Below are 19,767 nucleotides of genomic sequence, written 5' to 3'. Positions count from 1 at the left end.
GACATGCTTCAACCCAGCGCCGCCTTTCTCACCAAAGCCCGCCCGCGCGCGGTCGCCCTGTGGCTCTATAGCGTCGCGGGGCTTATCGTCGCGATGGTCGTCATCGGCGGCATCACGCGGCTGACCGAGTCGGGGCTGTCGATCACGCAGTGGAAACCGATCAGCGGCATCATTCCCCCGCTGAACGAGGTGCAGTGGCAGGCCGAGTTCGCCAACTACAAGCGCATCCCCGAATATGCCGCGTTCAATGCCGACATGTCACTGAGCGGGTTTAAGGCGATCTTCTTCTGGGAGTATCTCCACCGTCTCTGGGGCCGGCTGATCGGGATCGCCTTCGCCGTCCCGCTGATCTGGTTCGCGGTGCGCAAGCGGATCCCGGCCGGCTATGGTTGGCGGCTGTCGGCACTGCTCGCGCTGGGCGCGTTCCAGGGGGCGATCGGCTGGTGGATGGTCGCGTCCGGACTGTCGGTGCGAACCGATGTCAGCCATATCCGGCTGGCGGTGCACCTGCTGACGGCACTGACGATCCTTGCGGGCATCATATGGACCGCGCTCGACCTGTCCGCCTTGCACCGCAACCCGCTTGCGGCCCCTGCCCGACTCGCACCCATCGCGATCGTCGCGCTTGCGGTGCTGTTCGTGCAGCTGGTGTACGGCGCATTCACGGCGGGGCTCGACGCAGGTTATGCTTTCGCCAGCTGGCCGCTGATGGGCGACGGGCTGTTCCCGGCCGACGTCCCGATGGTGAACCCCGCCTGGAGCAACGCGGTCGACAACCCGATCGTCGTCCAGTTCATCCACCGCTGGTTCGCGTTCGCCGCAGCTGCCGGGCTTGTCTGGCTGGCGATCGTCGCAACCAAGGCCGGCAGCCGTGCAGGCTTTTTCGTCGTCGGCCTCGTCACGTTGCAGATCATGCTGGGCATCGCCACGCTGATGACCGGCGTCCAGATCGACGTCGCGGTGGCGCACCAGGGCAACGCCGCTCTGCTGCTTATCGCCGCCATGTTCGCCGCCCACGCGGTCGGCAGCGCACGTCGGGTATCATAATACCCGTCAGCAAACCGGCGGAAAGCTTGACTTGAAGCACCCCTTTCAGCATTAGGCGGGCATTCGCGCTGCGGGGCAACCTGCGGCGCGCTTGCATTCAATCTGGAAGGTCCAACGCCCATGAAGGCGCTCATGAAGACCACCAAGTCGGCCAAGCCGCACGAGGTGGAGAAGCAGTGGCATATCGTCGACGCGGAAGGTCTCGTCGTCGGTCGTGCCGCATCGATCATCGCCAACGTCCTGCGCGGCAAGCACAAGACGTCGTTCACCCCGCATGTCGATTGCGGTGACAACGTCGTCGTGATCAACGCCGACAAGATCCGCTTCACCGGCAACAAGGCCGCGAAGAAGATCTATTACAAGCACACCGGTTACGCCGGCGGCATCAAGGGCATCACTGCCGCCAAGGTCCTCGACGGCCGCTTCCCGGAGCGCGTTCTCGAAAAGGCTGTCGAGCGCATGATCCCGCGCGGCCCGCTGGGTCGTGAGCAGATGCGCAACCTGCGTATCTTCAAGGGCACCGAGCATCCGCACGAGGCACAGAACCCTGCCGTGCTCGACATCGGCAGTATGAACCGCAAGAACAAGGTGGGCGCATAATGTCCGACAACCGCCAGTCGCTCGCCGATCTCGCGAGCCTGACCAACCAGCCCGCGCCGGCTGCCCCCGCCGCACAGACGCTGCCGACCAGCGAAGGCGATATCGAAGCGCCGGTCTCGAACGAGCCCGTCCGCGAGCCGATGCCGCTGCGCGAGCAGATCCTCGACAAGCAGGGCCGCGCCTATGCGACCGGCCGTCGTAAGGACGCCGTTGCCCGCGTCTGGGTCAAGCCCGGCACCGGCAAGATTACGATCAACGGTCGTGACCAGGAAGTGTATTTCGCCCGTCCGACGCTGCGTCTCGTCATCAACCAGGTGTTCGGTATCACTGAGCGCGAAGGTCAGTACGACGTCGTCTGCACCGTCAAGGGTGGTGGTCTTTCGGGCCAGGCCGGCGCAGTCAAGCATGGCATCAGCCAGGCACTGACCCGCTTCGAGCCGGTGCTGCGCGCCACGGTCAAGTCGGCAGGCTTCCTGACCCGCGACAGCCGCGTCGTCGAGCGTAAGAAGTACGGCAAGGCGAAGGCCCGTCGTAGCTTCCAGTTCTCGAAGCGCTAAACTCGCTTTCAGTATCTGCGTATCAGAAGGGCGGTCCGGCAACGGGCCGCCCTTTCTGTATCTGGAGCAGGAAATGCGCTCGCCTAGCCCAGCGCGGTCAGGATCTCGTCGAGCGATGCGTTGCGAATCCCGCGGCGATCGAACGCGTTGAGCATCGTCGTCCACCAATGGTGAAACCGCCGCAGGTCGGCAGCGTCGCGGACATAGGGCGTGTGGCCCGGCATGAGCGACGGCGAGTGGAAGGACAGGTTGAACAGCCTGAGCCCTTCGCCGGCCGCAACCGCGACAGCCTCCAGCGCCGCTGCGATCGGCATGTCCTCGGGCGTAAGCGCGATCCGCGACAGCAACCGCGCGCGTGCAAACAGCCCGCGCGCGTTGGGTACGTGGCCAAGCGCCCGATATAATCCGCCGCCGCCCCGTCGCGCGTGGCCGGTAAAGACGGTCGTCAACGGCAGTTCGACGATGCCGCCCGACCGAAATGCCGCCGCCTTCGCCATCGTGAAGTCCGGGCCGCCATCGGCGCTATAATCATAGCCGGGGCGCACCGAACTATCGATCCGGTAGTCGAGCGACGCCAGCAGCTCGAAGCTGTTGGGGCCGATCCCGTATCGCCCGGCCCTGTACGCCCGCGGCGACGTTCCGAACGCCGCGGCGATCATCGTCGTGAGCGTCTCGAGCTTGGCCGCCTCCAGCGCTAGCGGCAGATTGCCGGCATAGCTCTCGGCCGCTGCTAGCGGCGCCTCGAACGGTGGATTCACCCAGGCGTGCAGCTGCGTACCGATCTCGGACCGGCCATCCTCGACGACTCGCGACAGGATCGCGACCGAGGCGGGGTCGGTGACGATCGGGTGGTCGATCATGCAGTTGAGTGCGACACCGCGATCGGCGAAGCGGCGGTGCGCGTCGGGAAACGCCGCCATCGCGGTCGTCGCGCGATTGCGGGGACTAAGCGGCGCGCGCCAGTCGAATTCCTCTTCGACGTCCACGAAGACAGTGAAGCGGGTGCCGAACTCGTCGGGCCAGATCACGCGCTGCGCCTCGGTCGGCTGCGGCGGGCGGTATGTCACCGCTGATCGTCGGCGGCGCGCTCCGCTTGCACGACGTCGGCAGCAGGCAGCTGCAGCGTCAGCCGATCCGCGCCGATCGTCAGCACGCCACCCAGTTCGACCGCCAGATTCTGCGCCAGCCGCAATGCGAAGCCCGTGCCGAGCAACGGCGCACCGTCCTCGCCCGCCTGTTCGGCGTCGATGCTGAGCAGCACGTCGGTCGCATGCGCCGCGAGCGCGGCTGGCCGGTCGAACGCGATCGTGACCGTGTCGCTGACGGGCAGGACGACGATCCTGAGCTGCTCGCCCTGACGCCCCGCCGAGACGAGCGCGGCGAGCAGCCGGCCGACCAGCCGCTCGACCGCACGATCATCGCCGAGAATATCGCAGTCGCCGGCGGGCATCGCCACCGCCAGACTCGCGCCGCGCAACGCCGCGAGCGGCTGAAGATCGCGCACGACGCGGTCGAGCAGCGCCCGGACCGGCACCGTCGTCGGCCGCAGGTCGAGCGCATGCCCCTCGATCCGCGCCGCGGTGTCGAGATCGTCGATCGCGGACAGCAGGTCGCCCGCTTGCGTCCGGATCGCGGTCGCGCGATCGCGATAGGTGGGCGACACGGGGCCGAGCAGCTGAGTCTCGATCAGCTCGGCGAACCCCGCGATCGCATTGGTCGGCGTGCGCAGTTCGTGAACGAGCTGGCGCAGCGAATCGGCAACGGGCGACGTCGCGCGCACCGGCTGCGCGGCTTCGTCGCGGCGCGGACGGCGGGCGGTACCGCGAAAGCCGATGAAGCGACCGGACGCATGTTCGAACGCGGGTACGCCCGACAGCCGCCACGACCCAAACGCATCCGACAACCCGCCGACTTCGAGTCGCGCGTCGCTGAACCGCGAGCGACGGCGAAAGGCACCTGCCGCGACCCCGTCGAGCTGCGCCTCGCCCTGTTTCGCGGCAAAGGCGAGCGACACGCCGATCAGCGCCGAGCGTGCGACGCCGTCGATCATCCGGATGACGCCCTGCGCGTCGGTTTCGAACCGGAAACTCTCGATCTCTGCAGCGGCGGGCGTCGGCGTGGCGGCTTCGGCGGTGCGGTCACGATTGAAAGCCTCGATCCGCGCGACGAGATCCGAAATCTCGAACCGGTCCGCGGGCGATGCGCTGGCAGGTTCGACCGTCGGCTCGGCCTCGGCCATTTCGGCATGGCGAAACGCCTCCGCGACAAACGGCAGACCGCGCGCGACCGCGCCGAGCGCCATGAACGGGGTCTCGCTGAGCGGCGCGCTGTAGAGCGACGCTTCGCCAGCGAGACGACGCGGTGCCGGCAGCTCGACGACGGACTCCGCAATCGCAGGCTCTGTGTGGAGCGGCTCTTCGATGACCGCCGCTTCAACAACCGGCTCTTCGATGACTACCGGCTCCGGGGTGATCGGTTCGACGACGACCGCCTCCGCCACGATCGGCGGATCGGGCTGCGGCAACACGAAGTCGACCGCGCCGAAGCTCTGCAAGCCGCGCTGAACCTCCGCAGGCAGATCGCGCCGATGCCGCAGCACCGAACGGCTCGCGGGAGTCAGGCGCGGCAGGATCGCCAGCCAATCGTCGGACTCGAGCATCGCGGTCCGCAGGACCGGCGCGGCGATCGCCAACGTGTCCTCCGCGAAGAACCCGACCAGCTTGGCATCGGGGCGGGCAAAGGCGAGCGCACGCGCGCTGGCGGCGCGGACCTCGACCGGCACCGCCTGGCGCAGCAAGCGCAACCGCGCGATCGCCGGCTCGTCGACCGCCGCGCGACCCCGCCCCATCAGATCGACGAGCTGCCGCCATGCGGACTGCGCGCCGAAACCGGTGGCCATATCGGCAGCGAGGATCGTCTTCAGGCTATCGTCGAACCGCACATCGTTCCCCGGTTTGGGTGGGCGTACCACGCTCTCCGTACCGATTCCTTAACGCCGCCGGCCAAACGACGGAACAGCGCATTTGCGTGTCCGTAGACGTTCGTCGCATAGTGGGACAATTGCGTTTCGCCGCAACAATCTTATGGCTATGAGGAATGAATCGCTTGGTTCGCGATGCCTATCGGGAGTTGCGTGAAATGAGTTTTGACCGGATCGATCGGCAGATCCTGTCGTTGTTGCAGGCCGACGGTCGGATGACGAATGTCGACCTGGCTGACCAGGTGGGCCTGACGGCACCGCCATGCCTGCGCCGCGTCCGCGCGCTCGAGGAAGCGGGGGCGATCCGCGGCTATCATGCCGATCTCGATGCGAGCCGGTTGGGCTTCCCGATCACGGTGTTCGCGATGGTGTCGCTGCGCAGCCAGGCCGAGCATGACCTTGCCGCGTTCGAACATCATATCGCCGACATTCCGGAAATCCGCGAATGCCACATGCTCAACGGCGAAATCGACTTCATCCTGAAAATCGTCGCCGCGGACCTGAAGAGCTTCCAGGAGATCCTGACGACGCATCTGACGCCTGCGCCGAACGTCGCGAGCGTCAAGACGTCGCTGACGATCCGGACCGCCAAGGCGCTGTCGGGGATCCCGGTGGTGGTGGACTGACGCTTCGTCGCTGGGCGCCTGCTTGCTGACTTTACGACCCTGGCGGATCCCTTCAAGGAAGGGCTGGCGAGGCTGACGTGGAACCGGACACCGCTGTTCCGCGCCCTCCCCCAACGTCACCTCCGGCACCAGCTCCCTTTGGCGGGCGAGGATACTGATCCCCCAAACGAAAACGGGGCGGCATCGCTGCCGCCCCGTTTCCATTCGACAAGACGCCGGGCCGTTTAGGCAGCCGGTGCGCCGAGCCACGTGGTCCACAGACCCGCAATGTCCGCCTTGGGCGATGCCTTGACCGCCGAGAACGCGGTCGCGGCGCCAGCCTTGTCGCCCGAGCGGGCGAGCGCGATACCCAGATGCAGGTTCACGTCGTCGGCGTCGACGCCACCCTTGGTCAGCGCCAGACGATAGAGCTCGACCGACTTGGCATAGTTGTTCTGGCCGAGATATGCATCGGCGGTACCCGCGGCGAGCTTGCCGTTCGGTGCCGTCGCGGCGCGCTTTTCCAGACCCGACAGCGGGCCGTCGGCTGCGATGTTCTTGGTCGCATCCGCCAGCAGGCCCTTGGCCATCGTGTTCGCGGCCGGGATCTTGCCCGATGCCAGACCTTCCTTGATCACGGCCTGTGCTTCGCTCGGCAAGCCACGACGGTTCACGCTATCCGCATATTGCAGATAGTCGGTCTGGTCGGCGAGCGAGTTGGTCGCGCGCATCAGGCGGAAGATGTCGACCTTCTGGGGCTCGTCGAGCGTGATCAGCGCGTCCTTCTGGATGCCCGACAGGATCAGGACGTCGCGCCAGTTCTTGGCGGACGGATAGGCAGTGATCCACTTCTTCAGCCATGCCATCGTCTCGGGCTTGCGCTTGGCGGCATACGACTTGGCGATCGCATAGCGGTAATATTCCTCGGGCGCCTTCTGGCCCGACGCGCTCATCTGCGTGATCGAGGCGTCGAGATCGGCGGTGGCGCCGGCGACATCGCCGCTATCCATCTTCGCCTTGATGATCTGCAGCGGCAGGTTCGGATCGGAGTAGCCGAGTTCCTTGGCCTTGGCGAAATACTGGAGCGCGATCGGGTACTGCTTGCCGTTGAAGGCGAGCGCGCCGCGACGATAGGCATAGCGACCACGATCGGCAGCCGGCGTCGCCGGGTTGGCGATCAGCGCGTCGAGCGGAGTCGCCAGCGTCGTCTCGTTGATCGGTGCGTTCGGGTTGGCGGTCTGAGCCGCGACCAGCTTCTCGGATTCGAGCTGATAGCGCAGCGCGGCGCCGATATACTTTTCGTAATCGGTCTTCGCGGCGGCATCGACCTGGTCGATCGCGGTCTGCGCGGTCGCATAATCCTTGGCGGTCAGCGCCGTCTGTGCCGCAAGCCCTGGCTTCTGCACTTCGGGGCTCAGCTTCACGGTCGCTGCGGCATCGGCCTTCTTGTCCTTGGCGAAGGCGGGCGCGGTGAGCGCCATGCTGCTGGCGCCGGTCGCGAACGCCGCAACCAGTGCTAGCTTGGAAATGGTCTTCATGCGGAAACTCTCCCTCTGCGTCGGCCCGCTCACCTCGGTGGCGCGCCGCGACGCTATATGGTCCGTGGTGCATACGTTCAAGCAAGCGGTCCGGATCCCCCGTCTGCAAATTAGGCCCCTGCAAATTAGCGCGTGAACGTCGATTGAACGCACTCCCGGCGCCCGCTAGATCGCGGCGATGATCGCTGTCCTATCGCCCGCCAAGACGCTCGATTACGAGAGCGCCCTGCCCAAGCTCCTGCCGACGACGCCGCGCTTTGCCGCCGAGGCGACGACGCTGGCGCATGCCGCCGCGCATCTGACGCAGAAGAAGCTGAGCGATCTGATGCATATCTCGCCCGCGCTGGCCAAGCTGAACGCGGACCGGTTTCGCGATTTCGACACGCTGCCCGAGCGGCCGGCGATGTTCGCGTTCGCGGGCGACGTCTATACCGGACTGGAAGCCAAGACGCTCGACGAGGCGGCGGTGGTCTATGCGCAGGATCATGTGCGGTTGCTGTCGGGGCTGTACGGCCTGTTGCGCCCGCTCGACCTGATGCGCCCCTATCGGCTGGAGATGGGCACGCGCTGGGCGCCGCGGAAGACGAAGCTGACCGACTGGTGGGGCGACCGGATTGCGAAACTGCTCGCGGACGATGTCGAGGCGGAGGGGTCGGGGACGATCCTGAACCTGGCCAGCCAGGAATATTGGGCGGCAGCGCAGGGGAAACTGCCCGCCTCGATCCGCGTCGTTGCGATCGATTTCCGCGAAGGCGAGGCGCAGAAGTTCGTCAGCTTCCACGCCAAGAAGGCGCGCGGGATGGTCGCGCGCTGGCTGGTCGAGCACCGGATCGACGACATCGAAGGGATCAAGGGGTTCGACAGCGACGGCTATGCCTATGACAAGGCGGGCAGCACCGACGCGCAGTTCCGGTTTGTACGCAAGTGAGCAGAGCGGTCGTCATCGGCGCCTCGGGCGGGATCGGCAAGGCGCTGGAAGAGGCGCTGATCGAGGAAGGCGCGTTCGACACGGTGTTCGGGTTCGCGCGCTCCGAGAGCGGCGACCGGCATCTCGATCTGGAGGACGAGGCGAGCATCGCGGCGGCCGCCGCGCGGGTGGGATCACCGACGCTGGTGGTAGTCGCGACGGGGTTGCTGCACGACGGCGACAAGGGTCCCGAGAAGGCGATGCGCGAGCTCGATCCGGTGTGGATGGCGCGCAACTTCGCGATCAACGCGATCGGGCCGGCGCTGGTGGCGAAGCACTTCCTGCCGACGATGCCCAAGGCGGGGCGGATCGTGTTCGCGGTGCTGTCGGCGCGCGTGGGGAGCATCGGCGATAACAGGCTCGGCGGCTGGTATGGCTATCGCGCGTCGAAGGCGGCGCTGAACCAGCTCGTGAAGACGATCGCGATCGAGGACAAGCGCCGCAATTCGAGCGGCATCGTCGTGGGCCTGCATCCGGGGACGGTGGACACCGGGCTGTCGGCGCCGTTCCAGGGCAATGTGACGCCGGGCAACCTGTTCAAGGCGGACCGGGCGGCGGTGCAGTTGCTCGACGTGATCGACGGCCTGCGTGCCCCCGACAGCGGCAAGCTGTTCGCCTGGGACGGAGTCGAGGTCACGCCCTGACGGGAGCGGTACCGACCTCGCAATCCCACCATCTCGTCATCCCCGCGCAGGCGGGGATCGATAGGCTCGGACGGCAGTGATAGAGCCGCGAGTTTCGCCAGTATGGGTTCCCGCCTCCGCGGGAATGACGAGGTGATGACAGGCCCCCTCCCCGCTCGATGACGCGGTTTTCACCAGTCCGCCACCCTGCGTTCAGGTCCCAGCGCCCACTCTGTGCGCATCGGCCACCAAGGCCGAAACGAGAGGATACCCGCATGACCAAGTCCCTCCCCCTCGCGATCCTCGCCGGCGCCGCGCTGCTGTCCGGCACCGCCGCGATCGCCGCGACGCAAGCGAAGACCGTCCAGCCCAAGACCGTCGCGACGCATACCACGACGACCAAGACCACCACGCCGATGGGCAACACCCGCGTCGCCAAGCGCACCACGACGGTCGCCAAGGGCCGGATGGTCACCGCCAAGCTGGCGAACGGCAAGACCGTCACGTACAATTGCTCGCTCGCCGGCAACAAGACCAAGGCTGCCTGCAAATAAGCCCTGAATTCGCGATGAAACCCTTCTCCCCCGCGTGCGTACGCGTGCGCGGGGGTAGTAAGGGGCCACCCCCTCGGCTAAGGTGTGTCATCATACCGACACAAGCCGAAAGCCTTCAGATTTGACCGACGAGACCATCCTCGCCGAACCCACCGGCGGCGAGCCGGCCGGCATTGCCACCATCTCCATCGTCGACGAGATGAAGTCGAGCTATCTCGACTATGCGATGAGCGTGATCGTCGCGCGCGCGCTGCCCGACGTCCGCGACGGCCTGAAGCCCGTCCACCGCCGCATCCTCTACGGCGCGCACGAAAGCGGCTTCGTCGCCGGCAAGCCCTACCGCAAGTCCGCGCGCATCGTCGGTGACGTGATGGGTAAATATCACCCGCACGGCGACAGCTCGATCTACGACGCGTTGGCCCGCATGACGCAGGACTGGTCGATGCGCGTGCCGCTGATCGACGGTCAGGGCAACTTCGGCTCGATGGATCCCGATCCGCCCGCGGCAATGCGCTACACCGAGGCGCGCCTCGGCAAGGTCGCCAACGCGCTGCTCGGCGATCTCGACAAGGACACGGTCGACTTCACGCCGAATTACGACGGCTCGGAGCGCGAGCCCTCGGTCCTGCCCGCGCGCTATCCCAACCTGCTCGTCAACGGCGCAGGCGGCATCGCCGTCGGCATGGCGACCAACATCCCGCCGCACAATCTCGGCGAAGTCATCGACGCGTGCCTCGCGTACATGGACAATGGCGCGATCACGACCGAGCAGCTGTTCGAGATCATCCCCGGTCCCGATTTCCCGACCGGCGCGATCATCCTCGGCCGTGCAGGCGCCAAGTCCGCCTACGAAACCGGCCGCGGCTCGATCATCGTCCGCTCGCGGCACATCGTCGAGGAGGGCAAGGGCGACCGTCGCTCGATCGTCCTCACCGAAATCCCGTTCCAGACCGGCAAGAACGGGCTGGTCGAGAAGATCGCCGAAGCCGCCAAGGACAAGCGCATCGAAGGCGTCAGCGACATTCGCGACGAATCGAGCCGCATGGGCGTCCGCATCGTCATCGACCTGAAGCGCGACGCCACCCCCGACGTGGTGCTCAACCAGCTCTGGCGGCACACGCCAGCGCAGTCGAGCTTCCCCGCCAACATGCTCGCGATCCGCGGCGGCCGTCCCGAGCTGCTGAACCTGCGCGACATCATCGGCGCGTTCATCACCTTCCGCGAACAGGTCATCACGCGCCGCTCGAAGTTCGAGCTCGCCAAGGCGCGTGAGCGCGCGCATCTGTTGCTCGGCCTCGTCATCGCGGTCACCAACCTCGACGAAGTCGTCCGCATCATCCGCGGGTCGTCGAGCCCCGCCGAAGCGCGCGGCAAGCTCCTCGCGCGCGAATGGCCGGTCGCGGAGATCGCGCCGTACATCGCACTCGTCGAGGCGGTCGAGGACAAGCAGCAGGAGGGCATCTACAAGCTGTCCGAGCCGCAGGTCCGCGCGATCCTTGACCTTCGTCTCCACCGCCTCACCGCGCTCGGCCGCGACGAGATCGGCGACGAACTGAAGGTGCTGGCGGCGTCGATCGCCGAACTGCTTCACATCCTCGGCGACCGCGCCAAGCTGTACGAAGTGATGCGCGGCGAGCTGATCGCGATCCGCGACGAATTCGCCACCCCGCGCCGCTCCGAGATCGCCGCCGCCGCCAACGGCATCGACGACGAGGACCTGATCGAGCGCGAGGACATGGTCGTCACCGTGACCATGCAGGGCTATATCAAGCGCACCAGCCTCGACACGTTCCGCGCCCAGGCCCGCGGCGGCAAGGGTCGCGCGGGCATGTCGACGAAGGACGAGGACGTCGTCACCGAGCTGTTCGTCACCTCGACGCACACGCCGGTGCTGTTCTTCTCGAACCTCGGCAAGGTCTATCGCTACAAGGTCTGGCGCCTGCCCGAGGGTGGCCCCGCCACGCGCGGCCGGCCGATGATCAACCTGCTGCCGCTGGCGCTGGGCGAGACGATCTCGACCGTGCTCCCGCTGCCGGAGGATCTCAGCGAGTGGAGCCGCCTCCACGTGATGTTCGCGACGCAGCGCGGGCTCGTCCGCCGCAACGCGATGGATGCGTTCACCAACGTGCCGTCGAACGGCAAGATCGCGATGCGCTTCGAGGAAGGCTCCGAGGACAAGCTGATCGGCGTCGCGCTGCTCACCGAGCATGACGACGTGCTGCTCGCGACGCGGCTCGGCAAGGCGATCCGCTTTGCCGGCGACGACGTCCGCGAGTTCCAGAGCCGCACCTCGACCGGCGTGCGCGGCGTGACGCTGAAGGGCGACGACGAGGTCATCTCGCTGTCGGTCCTCCACCGTGTCGGCGCGACTCCGGAAGAACGCGAGACGTACCTCAAATTCGCCCCCTGGAAGGGCGAGCGCGAGGGCGCTCACGGGATGGGCGACGAACGCTACAACGATCTCAAGGACCGCGAGCAGTTCATTCTGACGGTCTGCGAGAACGGCTATGGCAAGCTGTCGAGCGCCTATGATTACCGTCGCACCGGGCGCGGTGGCCAGGGCATCACCAACATCGACAATATCGGCCGCAACGGTCCGGTTGTGGCGAGCTTTGCCGCCGCCAAGGGCCATCAACTGATGCTGGTGACCAACCAGGCCAAGCTGATCCGCACGACGCTCGCGTCGCTGCGCGTCATCAGCCGCAATTCGGCGGGCGTGAAGCTGTTCGACGTGGCGAAGGGCGAGCATGTCGTCTCGGCCGCACGGATCGAGGAGACCGAGGAGGACGCCGCGGTCAACCTCGCCGACGCAACGCCGGAACTGGCACCCGACACCGGTGCCACGATCGGCGAGGATACCGCGGCCGGCGATCCGACCGAAGGCCAGGGGGACGCAGAATGACCCGCGATCCGATCGCCTATAAGGTGCTGACGGGCGAGCAGCTGGCGACGCTGGAGAGCGGCAGCTTCGCCGGCGCGCCGGTGGATCTCGCCGATGGCTATATCCACCTCTCGACCGCGGAGCAGCTGACCGAGACGGTCGACAAGCACTTCGCCGGCCAGTCGGACCTGCACGTCGCCGCCATCGATCTCGAAGCGATCGGTGACGACGTGACATGGGAAGAATCGCGCGGCGGCCAGCTGTTTCCGCACATTTATAACGGTCCATTGCTGCTCGAAACCGTGCTCTCCTACGGCCCGCTGGAGCGCGACGACACGGGCAAGGTCAAACTCCCCGTCGCAGGCTGAAGTTGCGCCAAAGGCCTGTTTCCCCGCGAAGGCGAGGACCCAGTCTGGGCTCCCGCCTTCGCGGGAGAACGAGGACGCGCGAGCTGGTGTTCGATCGTGGCATAGCGGTGCGGGTTACCGGCACCGCATGAGTGCAACCGGCGGTTCACTCGGCCGCGGCACATTCAGCGGTGTTCGCCGACCTCCACAAACGACCACCCCGGCGAAGGCCGGGGCCCAGTTGGCAAGGCCGATGGTGTTCGGACGCCTCGCGCCGTTACCCCCGCGCCGTCACCATCGCCGCCCAACTGGACCCCGGCCTTCACCGGGGGTGGTGCGGTACCGACGCTCGAAGGTGTCAGCCCCTCACCCCGCCGCAAACGCTGCGCGAACGAACCGGGCGCACGCCTCCGGTGCGGTGATCGGGATCATGTGGCCGCCTTCGATCGTGTCGATCTTCGCGCCCGGGATCGCAGCCGCGGTCCGGTGACCGTGATAGGCCGGATCGAGAATCGCATCCTGTCGACCGAACAGGATCCGAGTCGGCACGCCGATCTCGCCATAGCGTTCGGCCATCGGCGTCAGATCGTCGTTGACCCCACCCAGATCCGCGGCCGCCGCCGCGATCGCGATCGGCCGCTGCGACAGCGCACCACCGCCACGAACCGCGAAATCCTCCGGCACCGCCTCGGGTGCGAAAATGCCCTCTAGCGTCTTGGCCGACGTCAACCGGCTGAGCGGCGTGCCGAGGACCTGCGCGAACCCGAGCCGTGCGCGCGCGGGCACGCGGGCGAGGCCGCGGAAGCTCTCGGGGACGCTCTCCTGCGGCCGGGTCAGCGGCGCGATCAGCGCGAGCGCGCGGATCAGGTGCGGATGGTCGAGCCCAACCGCCAACCCGATCGCGCCGCCGAGCGAATGCCCCACCAGCAAGGGACGATCGAGCCCGAGCTTCTGGATGAAATCGGCGATGATCGCACCCTGTCCGACGATCCCCGGCATCGCGCCCGTCGCAGTCGAATAGCCCGATCCCGGCCGGTCGACGACGATCACGCGGTAATCGTCCTTCAGCAGGTCGACGAGCGCATAGCTGAAGTTGCGCAACTGCCCACCAAGACCGTGCACCATGACGATCGTCGGGCCGCTGCCGACGTCGATATAATGCAGCCGTGCGCCAGCGACGTCGAGGAACCGGCCGTCCGCAGGGACCAGTTCCTCCGCCTGCCGCGCGATCCGGCTCGAATAGAGCGATAGCGCGAGCCCCGACACTGCCGTGAACAGCGCACCACCGATCAACCCCTTGCTCGTCCGCCTCATCACCGTCTCCTTCATCGTCTCTGTGCGCCGAACGCGCGGCCTTGTCCAAAGTCGCAGCGCATCTACCGCGGAACCCGACCCCGCGTCGAACGTCCGACCTGCGAAGGAGATGCGCCGGTGGATCCACAGGCCCGAACGATACTCGAGACGATCGCCACGCTTGCGCCGGACGCCAGCGACGCTGCGGAAACCGACGACGCTGCGTGGCTGGCCGATTTCCGCTACCAGACCACGCTGCTGAAGGCGTTTTCCGGCGACCCGGAGCAGGTGCACGCGATCACGCACCTGCTGGTACCATCCGAGACCGGGAGGCTGGTGATTCGCCTGTATCGGCCCAAGCCCGGTCCGCTGCCGCTGCTGCTCCACATCCATGGCGGCGGCGCGATCGCGGGATCGATCGACGGGCACGACCCGGCGTTGCGGGCGCTGGCCAACCGCACCGGCTGGCTGGTTGCGGCGCACGCCTATCGACTTGCCCCCGAACACCCCTTCCCTGCGCAGCTCGACGATGGCTGGACCGCACTGACGGCGCTGAGCGCCCGCGCGGATGCGCTGGCGATCGATCCGTCACGGATGGTCGTGTCCGGCGACAGCATCGGCGGGACGCTGGCGACCGCGCTGGCGGCACGGGCCGTGGCCGAGAACGGCCCGCCACTGCATGGGCAAATCCTGCTATATCCGAATACCGACCTACGCCGCGGCGCCAACTATCCGTCGCGGAAGAGCGAAGACGGCAACATCATCGATGCGGACTCGCTCGAGCGGCAGATCGACCTGTATCTCGCCTCGGACGCCGACCGCGCTAATCCGCGCGTATCCCCGATCCTCGCCGACGACCTGGCCACGCTGCCCCCGACGATGCTCGTGACGTGCGAGAATGATCCCTTGCGCGACGAAGGCGAGGCATATGGCCAGCGACTGCGCGAGGTGGGCGTCGCGGTCGATCATCACCGAATCGACGGGATGATCCATGCTGTCCTGCAGATGGGCGGGCACACCGTTGCGACGTCACGACTACTCGATCGCATCGCCGCGTGGCTAGAAAAGCGGTGAGGAGAATGGTGCACCCAGAGCGATTCGAACGCCCGACCCTCAGATTCGTAGTCTGATGCTCTATCCAGCTGAGCTATGGGTGCATCGCCTTGCCATCATGGCTCGGCCGCGCCGCTGTAAAGCGGAAAATCCTGGTGCACCCAGAGCGATTCGAACGCCCGACCCTCAGATTCGTAGTCTGATGCTCTATCCAGCTGAGCTATGGGTGCACTGGAGGGGCGCTGATAGCAGGCATTTTCGGGGGCGCAAGGGTCTGCGGCGAGAAAGTTGTGTGGAAAGCGTTGGCGGCATAGAGCGGCAGGCATGAAACACGCCCCCTCGCCTCGCCTTGCGCCGTTCGCCGCCGTCCTCGTCGCCCTCGCCACGGCGGCGTGCAGCGCGGATACGAACAGCTATCCCTCGCTCGGTCTGCGGCCGGTCGAGAAGCTGGGATTCGCCGAGCCCGAAGTAAAGACGGCGGTGGCGGCGCCCGATCCGGCGCTCGATAAGGACATCGCCGCGATCACCGGCAAACTCGCCGCGATCTCCACGGGTTTCGCGCGCGATGCGGGCAAGGCGGAGACGCTGGCGCAGTCGGCGCGCGGCGCGGCGGTCGGCAGCGACGCGTGGATTGCGGCGCAGAGCGCGCTGGCGGGGCTCGACGACTGGCGCGCGCAGAGTTCGTCGCTGGTGACCGACATAGAGGCGCGCGCGACCGACCGGGCGGCCAAGCTGCAGCCCGACTATCCCGCGCTCGCAGCGATCCGGGCAAAGGCGCAGGCCGAGACCGATCGCCAGACCGCGACGATCGCACGGATTCAGGCGAGCATGCCCTCGGCCTGAGCACGCCTTCGCCCCTCCCCCGCCACGGGGAGAAGAAGGCTCAGAACCCGTTCAACAGCGGCAGGATCGTTGAGTAATCGTCGGTCCACCCCGTGAACCCCTTGCGCGGGCGTAGCGGCCTCCAGTCGAGATCGGTCGCGCGCAGCGCCGCGATCGCGCGCGGCTCCCGCGACAGCGCCACCCAGTCGGATGCGGAAGCGCGGTCGACCAGCAGGCTGGGTGGGCGATATTTCATCTCGACCGCGATCCAGCCCCCCTCCCGCGCGGCCGCCGCGATCACCGGTTCGAGATCGATGAACCGGTTCGAGATGTGCACCAGAAGCAAGCCATCGCGCGCCAACACCCGGCCATAGGTCGCGAACGCCTCCCGCGTCATCAGGTGCATCGGTACCGAATCGGACGAGAACGCGTCGAGCGCGAGCAGATCGAGGCTGTCGGCCGCATCATGCGCCAGCGCGATCCGCGCATCGCCCAGCCGGATCTCCGGATTGGGCTGGCAGCGAGACAGATAGGTGAACTGGCCGGTATCGCGCGCGATGCGGACGATCGCCGGGTCGATCTCGTAGAACCGCCAGCGCTGGCCGGGCCGGGCATAACAGGACAGCGTCCCCGTCCCCAGCCCGACGACGCCGATCCGGGCGCCGGGGCCGTACAGCGCGGGGGCCGCGAGCATCGCCTGCCCCACGCCGGAACCGACCGCGTAATAGGTCGTCGGCGTCCGCTCGCGCGTGGGCGATCCGCGGAGCTGGATGCCGTGGACGGTCGTGCCGTGATCGAGTTCGCGCGTACCGCCATTGGGGCCCGGCTCGTCTCGCACCGTATAGACGCCGAAGTAACTGCGGACGCGCGCGCCGGACTCGATCGAGAGTTCGAGGCTGCGATACCCGCCGAACAGGATCAGCGCGCCGGCGAGCACGATCATGTACGGCACGCGGGCGCCGATCGCCGCCAGGCCCAGCGTCGCGATGACCAGGAAGTCGACACCCTGCCGGCTCTCGCCGAACGCACGGGACGGGTCGGTGATGCGCAGCCCGGCAACAACTGCCATCACGATGATGATCGCCGCGAGCGAGATCCACTTGGTCGGCCCCTCCGCCGTCCAGAGGCGCCGAACCTGCCCGAACAGATAGAGTTGCGGCACCAGCGCGCCCGCGGCGAGGATCAGCAGCGGATATTCATAGGTCCAGTCGAACACCACCGGCGCGACCAGCGCGGCGAACACGCCCCCAAGCGCCCCGCCCGCCGACATCGCCAGGTAGAAACCGGTCAGCCGGTCGGGTGCTGGGCGTTTTCGGTACAGCGCGGTGTGCAGCGCGACCGAGATCATGAACAGCAGCAGCAACGCGATCCCCGCGCTGAAGAACGGCCGCTCGTTCACGCCGCCCATGATGATCCCGCCGAACAACAGGATCGTGATGGGCGCGATCCGCGTCAGCAGGTCGGCGAGCCAGCGATCGTTCGCAAACGCGACGCTGAAGCTCAGCAGATACAGCCCGAGCGGGATCACCCACAGCAGCGGCATAGCGACGATATCGGTGGTGATATAGGTCGAGGTCGCCAGCATCATCCCCGACGGCACCAGCGCCAGCGCGATCCAGTGCGCGATCCGCCTGGCGCCCGGCGGCGCGCTGGTCGCGGCGACATGGTCGACCGCCGCGGTCTTCGGCAACCGCGTGGCGCAGGCAAGCACCAGCACGATCAGCAGGACATAGCCGCCACTCCATAACAGGCTCTGGCCGTGAACCGCCATCAGCGGCTCGACGAGCAACGGATAGGCGATCAGCCCGGCGAAACTGCCGAGGTTCGAGGCGGCATACAGCGCGTACGGATCGCCGCCCCCGCTCGCATCGCTGAACCAGCGCTGGATCAGCGGCGCCTGTGCGGAGACCGCAAAGAACAGCGGCCCGATCGACAGCCCGAGCAGCCACGGCACCCAGAGCGCCGGTTGCGCCTCCGCCGACGGTGCCATCGCGACCAGCCCGATCGGCAGCCACAGCGCCGCGACGATCAGCACGCCGAGGTGGATCGCCGCCTGCGCCCGCGGCCGCACCCGGCCGAGCCAATGCGCATAGGCATAGCCCGCGAGCAGCAGCGCCTGGTACACAAGCATCGCCGAGTTCCACACCGCCGGCGCACCGCCCAGCCGCGGCAGCGCCATCCGCGCGACCATCGGCTGGACGAGGAACAGCAGGAACGATCCCGTCAGGATCGTCGCGACGAACATCGTCCGGCACCAGCGTGCCATCAACGGACGATGCGCGCCCAAGGAGTTATCGGACATAGGCGGGACGGTCGATCCGGTAGAGGATGTGGCGGCGAAGCGGGTCGTCTTCGGCGAGCTTGGGGTGATCGAAGTCGCCGTCGACCACGCGGGTCATGCCGAGCCGGTCCATGAGCGTTCGGCTCGACCGATTGGCCGGCACGGTGATCGCCCAGATCGTCGGCAAGTCGAGCCGGGCCCAGCCCCAGGCCAGTGCGGCCTTGGCGGCTTCGCGCGCGTAACCCTGCCCCCACGCATCGCGGACCAGGCTCCAGCCAATCTCGGGTCTGTCTTCGATCGGCGTACCGGCCGGGCCGGGCTTGATCCCGCACCAGCCGATGAACGCGCCGGTATCGCGCCGTTCGAGCGCCCAGAAGCATGCGCCGTAATCGGCAAGAATAGCGGTCTGACGTGCCACCACCGCCGCCGAATCGGCCAGCGAGGGCGGCGGCCCGAGATACGCCATCACCGCCGGATCGGCGCACATCGCGTGATGCGCAGCGGCATCGTCATCGCGCCAGCCGCGCAAGGTCAGCCGCTCGGTCTCGATCATCCGCCGAGCAGTTTCGCCGCATGCGCCGCGTGATAGGTCAGCACGCCCGAACAGCCCGCGCGCTTGAACGACATCAACGTTTCGAGAACCATGACGTCGCGCTCCGCGGCCCCAGCGGCGACCGCAGCCTCGATCATCGCGTACTCGCCCGACACCTGGTAGGCGAACACCGGCACCTCGAACGCCTGGCGAACACGGACGATGATGTCGAGATACGGCAGGCCCGGCTTGACCATCACCGTGTCGGCGCCTTCCGCCAGGTCCATCGCGACCTCGCGAAGCGCTTCCTCGGCGTTGGCGTTGTCCATCTGGTACGTCTTCTTGTCACCCTTCAGCAGCCCGCGGCTGCCGACCGCATCGCGGAAAGGGCCGTAGAATGCGCTCGCATATTTGGCGGCGTAGGACATGATCTGGACGTTGTGATGCGAGTCCGCCTCGAGCGCGCTGCGGATCATGCCGATGCGCCCGTCCATCATGTCCGACGGCGCGATGATGTCCGCGCCTGCGTTCGCTTGGTTGAGCGCCTGCGCGACGAGCATCTCGGCGGTCGTGTCGTTGACGACATAGCCCGCCGCGTCGACCAACCCGTCATGGCCGTGGCTGGTATAGGGATCGAGTGCGACGTCAGTCAGCACGCCGACCTCGGGCACCGCGTCCTTGAGCGCGCGGATCGCCTGGCACATCAGATTATCGGGGTTGAGCGCCTCGCGCCCGTCATCGGTACGGCGCTCGGGTTGCGTATAGGGAAACAGTGCGATGCACGGGATGCCGAGGTCGCGCGCCTCGCGGCCGCGCGCGACGATGCCGTCGACCGACCAGCGCGAAACGCCCGGCAGGCTGGCGATCGGTTGCTCGACGCCCTCCCCTTCCGCCACGAACAGCGGCCAGATCAGGTCGGCGGGAGTCAGCACGGTCTCGGCATGGAGGCGGCGGCTCCAGGCGGAGGCGCGGGTGCGACGGAGGCGAAGCGCGGGATAGCTTGCGGTCATGCTTGGGGCTTTGCGGGATGACCGCGGACGGATCAAGCGTTACCCCACACGCGTTACGCGTGCGAAACCACCCGTGG

At 67.2% G+C, this 19,767-nt stretch carries 18 protein-coding genes and 2 tRNA genes; 11 read left to right on the top strand and 9 right to left on the bottom strand.

Features of this window, described 5'->3' with window-relative positions:
* The first annotated feature begins 3 nt into the window (after positions 1-3).
* The 3 genes from C8J26_RS13920 to rpsI all read left to right on the top strand — a co-directional run bounded on the left by C8J26_RS13920 (position 4) and on the right by rpsI (position 2,204).
* Complete coding sequence (locus tag C8J26_RS13920; RefSeq protein ID WP_107958813.1) at positions 4-1,047, top strand: COX15/CtaA family protein; 1,044 nt, start codon at positions 4-6, stop codon at positions 1,045-1,047.
* Between the two features lie 120 nt (positions 1,048-1,167).
* Entirely contained in the window at positions 1,168-1,647 is a 480-nt protein-coding gene (rplM, locus tag C8J26_RS13915) for a 50S ribosomal protein L13 (protein ID WP_082444974.1), read from the top strand.
* A complete protein-coding gene (gene rpsI, locus C8J26_RS13910; protein ID WP_082444975.1) occupies positions 1,647-2,204 on the top strand; it encodes a 30S ribosomal protein S9 in 558 nt (185 codons plus the stop codon). The genes rplM and rpsI overlap by 1 nt, the downstream gene beginning before the upstream one ends.
* An 83-nt stretch (positions 2,205-2,287) precedes the next feature.
* Here the strand turns inward: rpsI and C8J26_RS13905 are convergent, their stop codons facing one another.
* Positions 2,288-3,271: a polysaccharide deacetylase family protein gene (locus C8J26_RS13905; protein ID WP_244185312.1), complete on the bottom strand. Its 984-nt coding sequence runs from the start codon at positions 3,269-3,271 to the stop codon at positions 2,288-2,290.
* Positions 3,268-5,145 carry a sensor histidine kinase gene (locus C8J26_RS13900; protein ID WP_208631396.1) on the bottom strand — a complete coding sequence of 626 codons (1,878 nt, stop codon included), beginning with the start codon at positions 5,143-5,145 and terminating at the stop codon, positions 3,268-3,270. The genes C8J26_RS13905 and C8J26_RS13900 overlap by 4 nt, the downstream gene beginning before the upstream one ends.
* Positions 5,146-5,342: 197 nt before the next feature.
* On the opposite strand from C8J26_RS13900, the gene C8J26_RS13895 reads away from it, so the two are divergent.
* Positions 5,343-5,810, top strand: a complete 468-nt coding sequence (locus C8J26_RS13895) for an Lrp/AsnC family transcriptional regulator (protein WP_055880606.1) — start codon at positions 5,343-5,345, stop codon at positions 5,808-5,810.
* A 224-nt stretch (positions 5,811-6,034) separates the two neighbouring features.
* On the opposite strand, the gene C8J26_RS13890 is transcribed toward C8J26_RS13895, so the two are convergent.
* Positions 6,035-7,327, bottom strand: a complete 1,293-nt coding sequence (locus tag C8J26_RS13890) for a hypothetical protein (RefSeq protein ID WP_107958811.1) — start codon at positions 7,325-7,327, stop codon at positions 6,035-6,037.
* A gap of 178 nt (positions 7,328-7,505) precedes the next feature.
* Between C8J26_RS13890 and yaaA the strand changes: the two genes are divergently transcribed.
* From yaaA to C8J26_RS13865, 5 genes are all read left to right on the top strand, one after another.
* Complete coding sequence (gene yaaA / locus C8J26_RS13885) at positions 7,506-8,255, top strand: peroxide stress protein YaaA (protein ID WP_107958809.1); 750 nt, start codon at positions 7,506-7,508, stop codon at positions 8,253-8,255.
* Entirely contained in the window at positions 8,252-8,938 is a 687-nt protein-coding gene (locus C8J26_RS13880) for an SDR family NAD(P)-dependent oxidoreductase (RefSeq protein WP_107958807.1), read from the top strand. Before yaaA ends, C8J26_RS13880 begins: the two co-directional genes overlap by 4 nt.
* Positions 8,939-9,192: 254 nt before the next feature.
* Positions 9,193-9,471 (top strand): hypothetical protein, encoded by a 279-nt coding sequence (locus tag C8J26_RS13875; RefSeq protein WP_107958805.1) that lies wholly within the window; start codon positions 9,193-9,195, stop codon positions 9,469-9,471.
* A 121-nt stretch (positions 9,472-9,592) separates the two neighbouring features.
* Entirely contained in the window at positions 9,593-12,373 is a 2,781-nt protein-coding gene (gyrA, locus tag C8J26_RS13870; protein ID WP_107958803.1) for a DNA gyrase subunit A, read from the top strand.
* Positions 12,370-12,720: a DUF952 domain-containing protein gene (locus C8J26_RS13865; protein ID WP_107958801.1), complete on the top strand. Its 351-nt coding sequence runs from the start codon at positions 12,370-12,372 to the stop codon at positions 12,718-12,720. The genes gyrA and C8J26_RS13865 overlap by 4 nt, the downstream gene beginning before the upstream one ends.
* A 345-nt stretch (positions 12,721-13,065) precedes the next feature.
* Here the strand turns inward: C8J26_RS13865 and C8J26_RS13860 are convergent, their stop codons facing one another.
* Positions 13,066-14,013 carry an alpha/beta fold hydrolase gene (locus tag C8J26_RS13860; protein ID WP_107958957.1) on the bottom strand — a complete coding sequence of 316 codons (948 nt, stop codon included), beginning with the start codon at positions 14,011-14,013 and terminating at the stop codon, positions 13,066-13,068.
* 117 nt (positions 14,014-14,130) lie between these two features.
* Between C8J26_RS13860 and C8J26_RS13855 the strand changes: the two genes are divergently transcribed.
* The gene (locus tag C8J26_RS13855) at positions 14,131-15,066 is read left to right on the top strand and encodes an alpha/beta hydrolase (protein ID WP_167398845.1); all 936 of its coding nucleotides are present in this window, start codon (positions 14,131-14,133) and stop codon (positions 15,064-15,066) included.
* A 6-nt stretch (positions 15,067-15,072) separates the two neighbouring features.
* On the opposite strand, the gene C8J26_RS13850 is transcribed toward C8J26_RS13855, so the two are convergent.
* Both C8J26_RS13850 and C8J26_RS13845 read right to left on the bottom strand, forming a co-directional pair.
* Positions 15,073-15,149, bottom strand: a tRNA-Arg gene (locus C8J26_RS13850).
* Between the two features lie 49 nt (positions 15,150-15,198).
* Positions 15,199-15,275: transfer RNA gene (locus C8J26_RS13845), tRNA-Arg, on the bottom strand.
* A 94-nt stretch (positions 15,276-15,369) separates the two neighbouring features.
* Here C8J26_RS13845 and C8J26_RS13840 point away from each other — a divergent pair.
* A complete protein-coding gene (locus tag C8J26_RS13840) occupies positions 15,370-15,888 on the top strand; it encodes a hypothetical protein (protein ID WP_107958797.1) in 519 nt (172 codons plus the stop codon).
* A 40-nt stretch (positions 15,889-15,928) separates the two neighbouring features.
* Here C8J26_RS13840 and C8J26_RS13835 read toward each other — a convergent pair whose 3' ends face one another.
* The 3 genes from C8J26_RS13835 to hemB are packed head-to-tail and all read right to left on the bottom strand — an operon-like array spanning position 15,929 to position 19,690.
* The gene (locus C8J26_RS13835) at positions 15,929-18,169 is read right to left on the bottom strand and encodes a fused MFS/spermidine synthase (RefSeq protein ID WP_244185311.1); all 2,241 of its coding nucleotides are present in this window, start codon (positions 18,167-18,169) and stop codon (positions 15,929-15,931) included.
* Entirely contained in the window at positions 18,159-18,701 is a 543-nt protein-coding gene (locus C8J26_RS13830; protein WP_107958793.1) for a GNAT family N-acetyltransferase, read from the bottom strand. The genes C8J26_RS13835 and C8J26_RS13830 overlap by 11 nt, the downstream gene beginning before the upstream one ends.
* Positions 18,698-19,690: a porphobilinogen synthase gene (hemB, locus tag C8J26_RS13825; RefSeq protein WP_056410665.1), complete on the bottom strand. Its 993-nt coding sequence runs from the start codon at positions 19,688-19,690 to the stop codon at positions 18,698-18,700. Before hemB ends, C8J26_RS13830 begins: the two co-directional genes overlap by 4 nt.
* Between the last annotated feature and the right edge of the window lie 77 nt (positions 19,691-19,767).

It is taken from the genome of Sphingomonas aurantiaca (assembly GCF_003050705.1).
GTDB classification, from domain to species: domain Bacteria; phylum Pseudomonadota; class Alphaproteobacteria; order Sphingomonadales; family Sphingomonadaceae; genus Sphingomonas; species Sphingomonas aurantiaca.
The sequence above is the reverse complement of the archived record's forward strand: the minus strand, read 5'-3'. Positions and strand labels throughout refer to the sequence as shown.

Coding starts and splice junctions, on each gene's coding strand:
- C8J26_RS13920 (WP_107958813.1), top strand. CDS start 4: ATGCTTCAACCCAGCGCCGCCTTTCTCACCAAAGCCCGCCCGCGCGCG.
- rplM (WP_082444974.1), top strand. CDS start 1,168: ATGAAGGCGCTCATGAAGACCACCAAGTCGGCCAAGCCGCACGAGGTG.
- rpsI (WP_082444975.1), top strand. CDS start 1,647: ATGTCCGACAACCGCCAGTCGCTCGCCGATCTCGCGAGCCTGACCAAC.
- C8J26_RS13895 (WP_055880606.1), top strand. CDS start 5,343: ATGAGTTTTGACCGGATCGATCGGCAGATCCTGTCGTTGTTGCAGGCC.
- C8J26_RS13890 (WP_107958811.1), bottom strand. CDS start 7,327: ATGAAGACCATTTCCAAGCTAGCACTGGTTGCGGCGTTCGCGACCGGC.
- yaaA (WP_107958809.1), top strand. CDS start 7,506: ATGATCGCTGTCCTATCGCCCGCCAAGACGCTCGATTACGAGAGCGCC.
- C8J26_RS13875 (WP_107958805.1), top strand. CDS start 9,193: ATGACCAAGTCCCTCCCCCTCGCGATCCTCGCCGGCGCCGCGCTGCTG.
- C8J26_RS13865 (WP_107958801.1), top strand. CDS start 12,370: ATGACCCGCGATCCGATCGCCTATAAGGTGCTGACGGGCGAGCAGCTG.
- C8J26_RS13860 (WP_107958957.1), bottom strand. CDS start 14,013: ATGAGGCGGACGAGCAAGGGGTTGATCGGTGGTGCGCTGTTCACGGCA.
- C8J26_RS13840 (WP_107958797.1), top strand. CDS start 15,370: ATGAAACACGCCCCCTCGCCTCGCCTTGCGCCGTTCGCCGCCGTCCTC.
- C8J26_RS13835 (WP_244185311.1), bottom strand. CDS start 18,169: ATGTCCGATAACTCCTTGGGCGCGCATCGTCCGTTGATGGCACGCTGG.
- C8J26_RS13830 (WP_107958793.1), bottom strand. CDS start 18,701: ATGATCGAGACCGAGCGGCTGACCTTGCGCGGCTGGCGCGATGACGAT.
- hemB (WP_056410665.1), bottom strand. CDS start 19,690: ATGACCGCAAGCTATCCCGCGCTTCGCCTCCGTCGCACCCGCGCCTCC.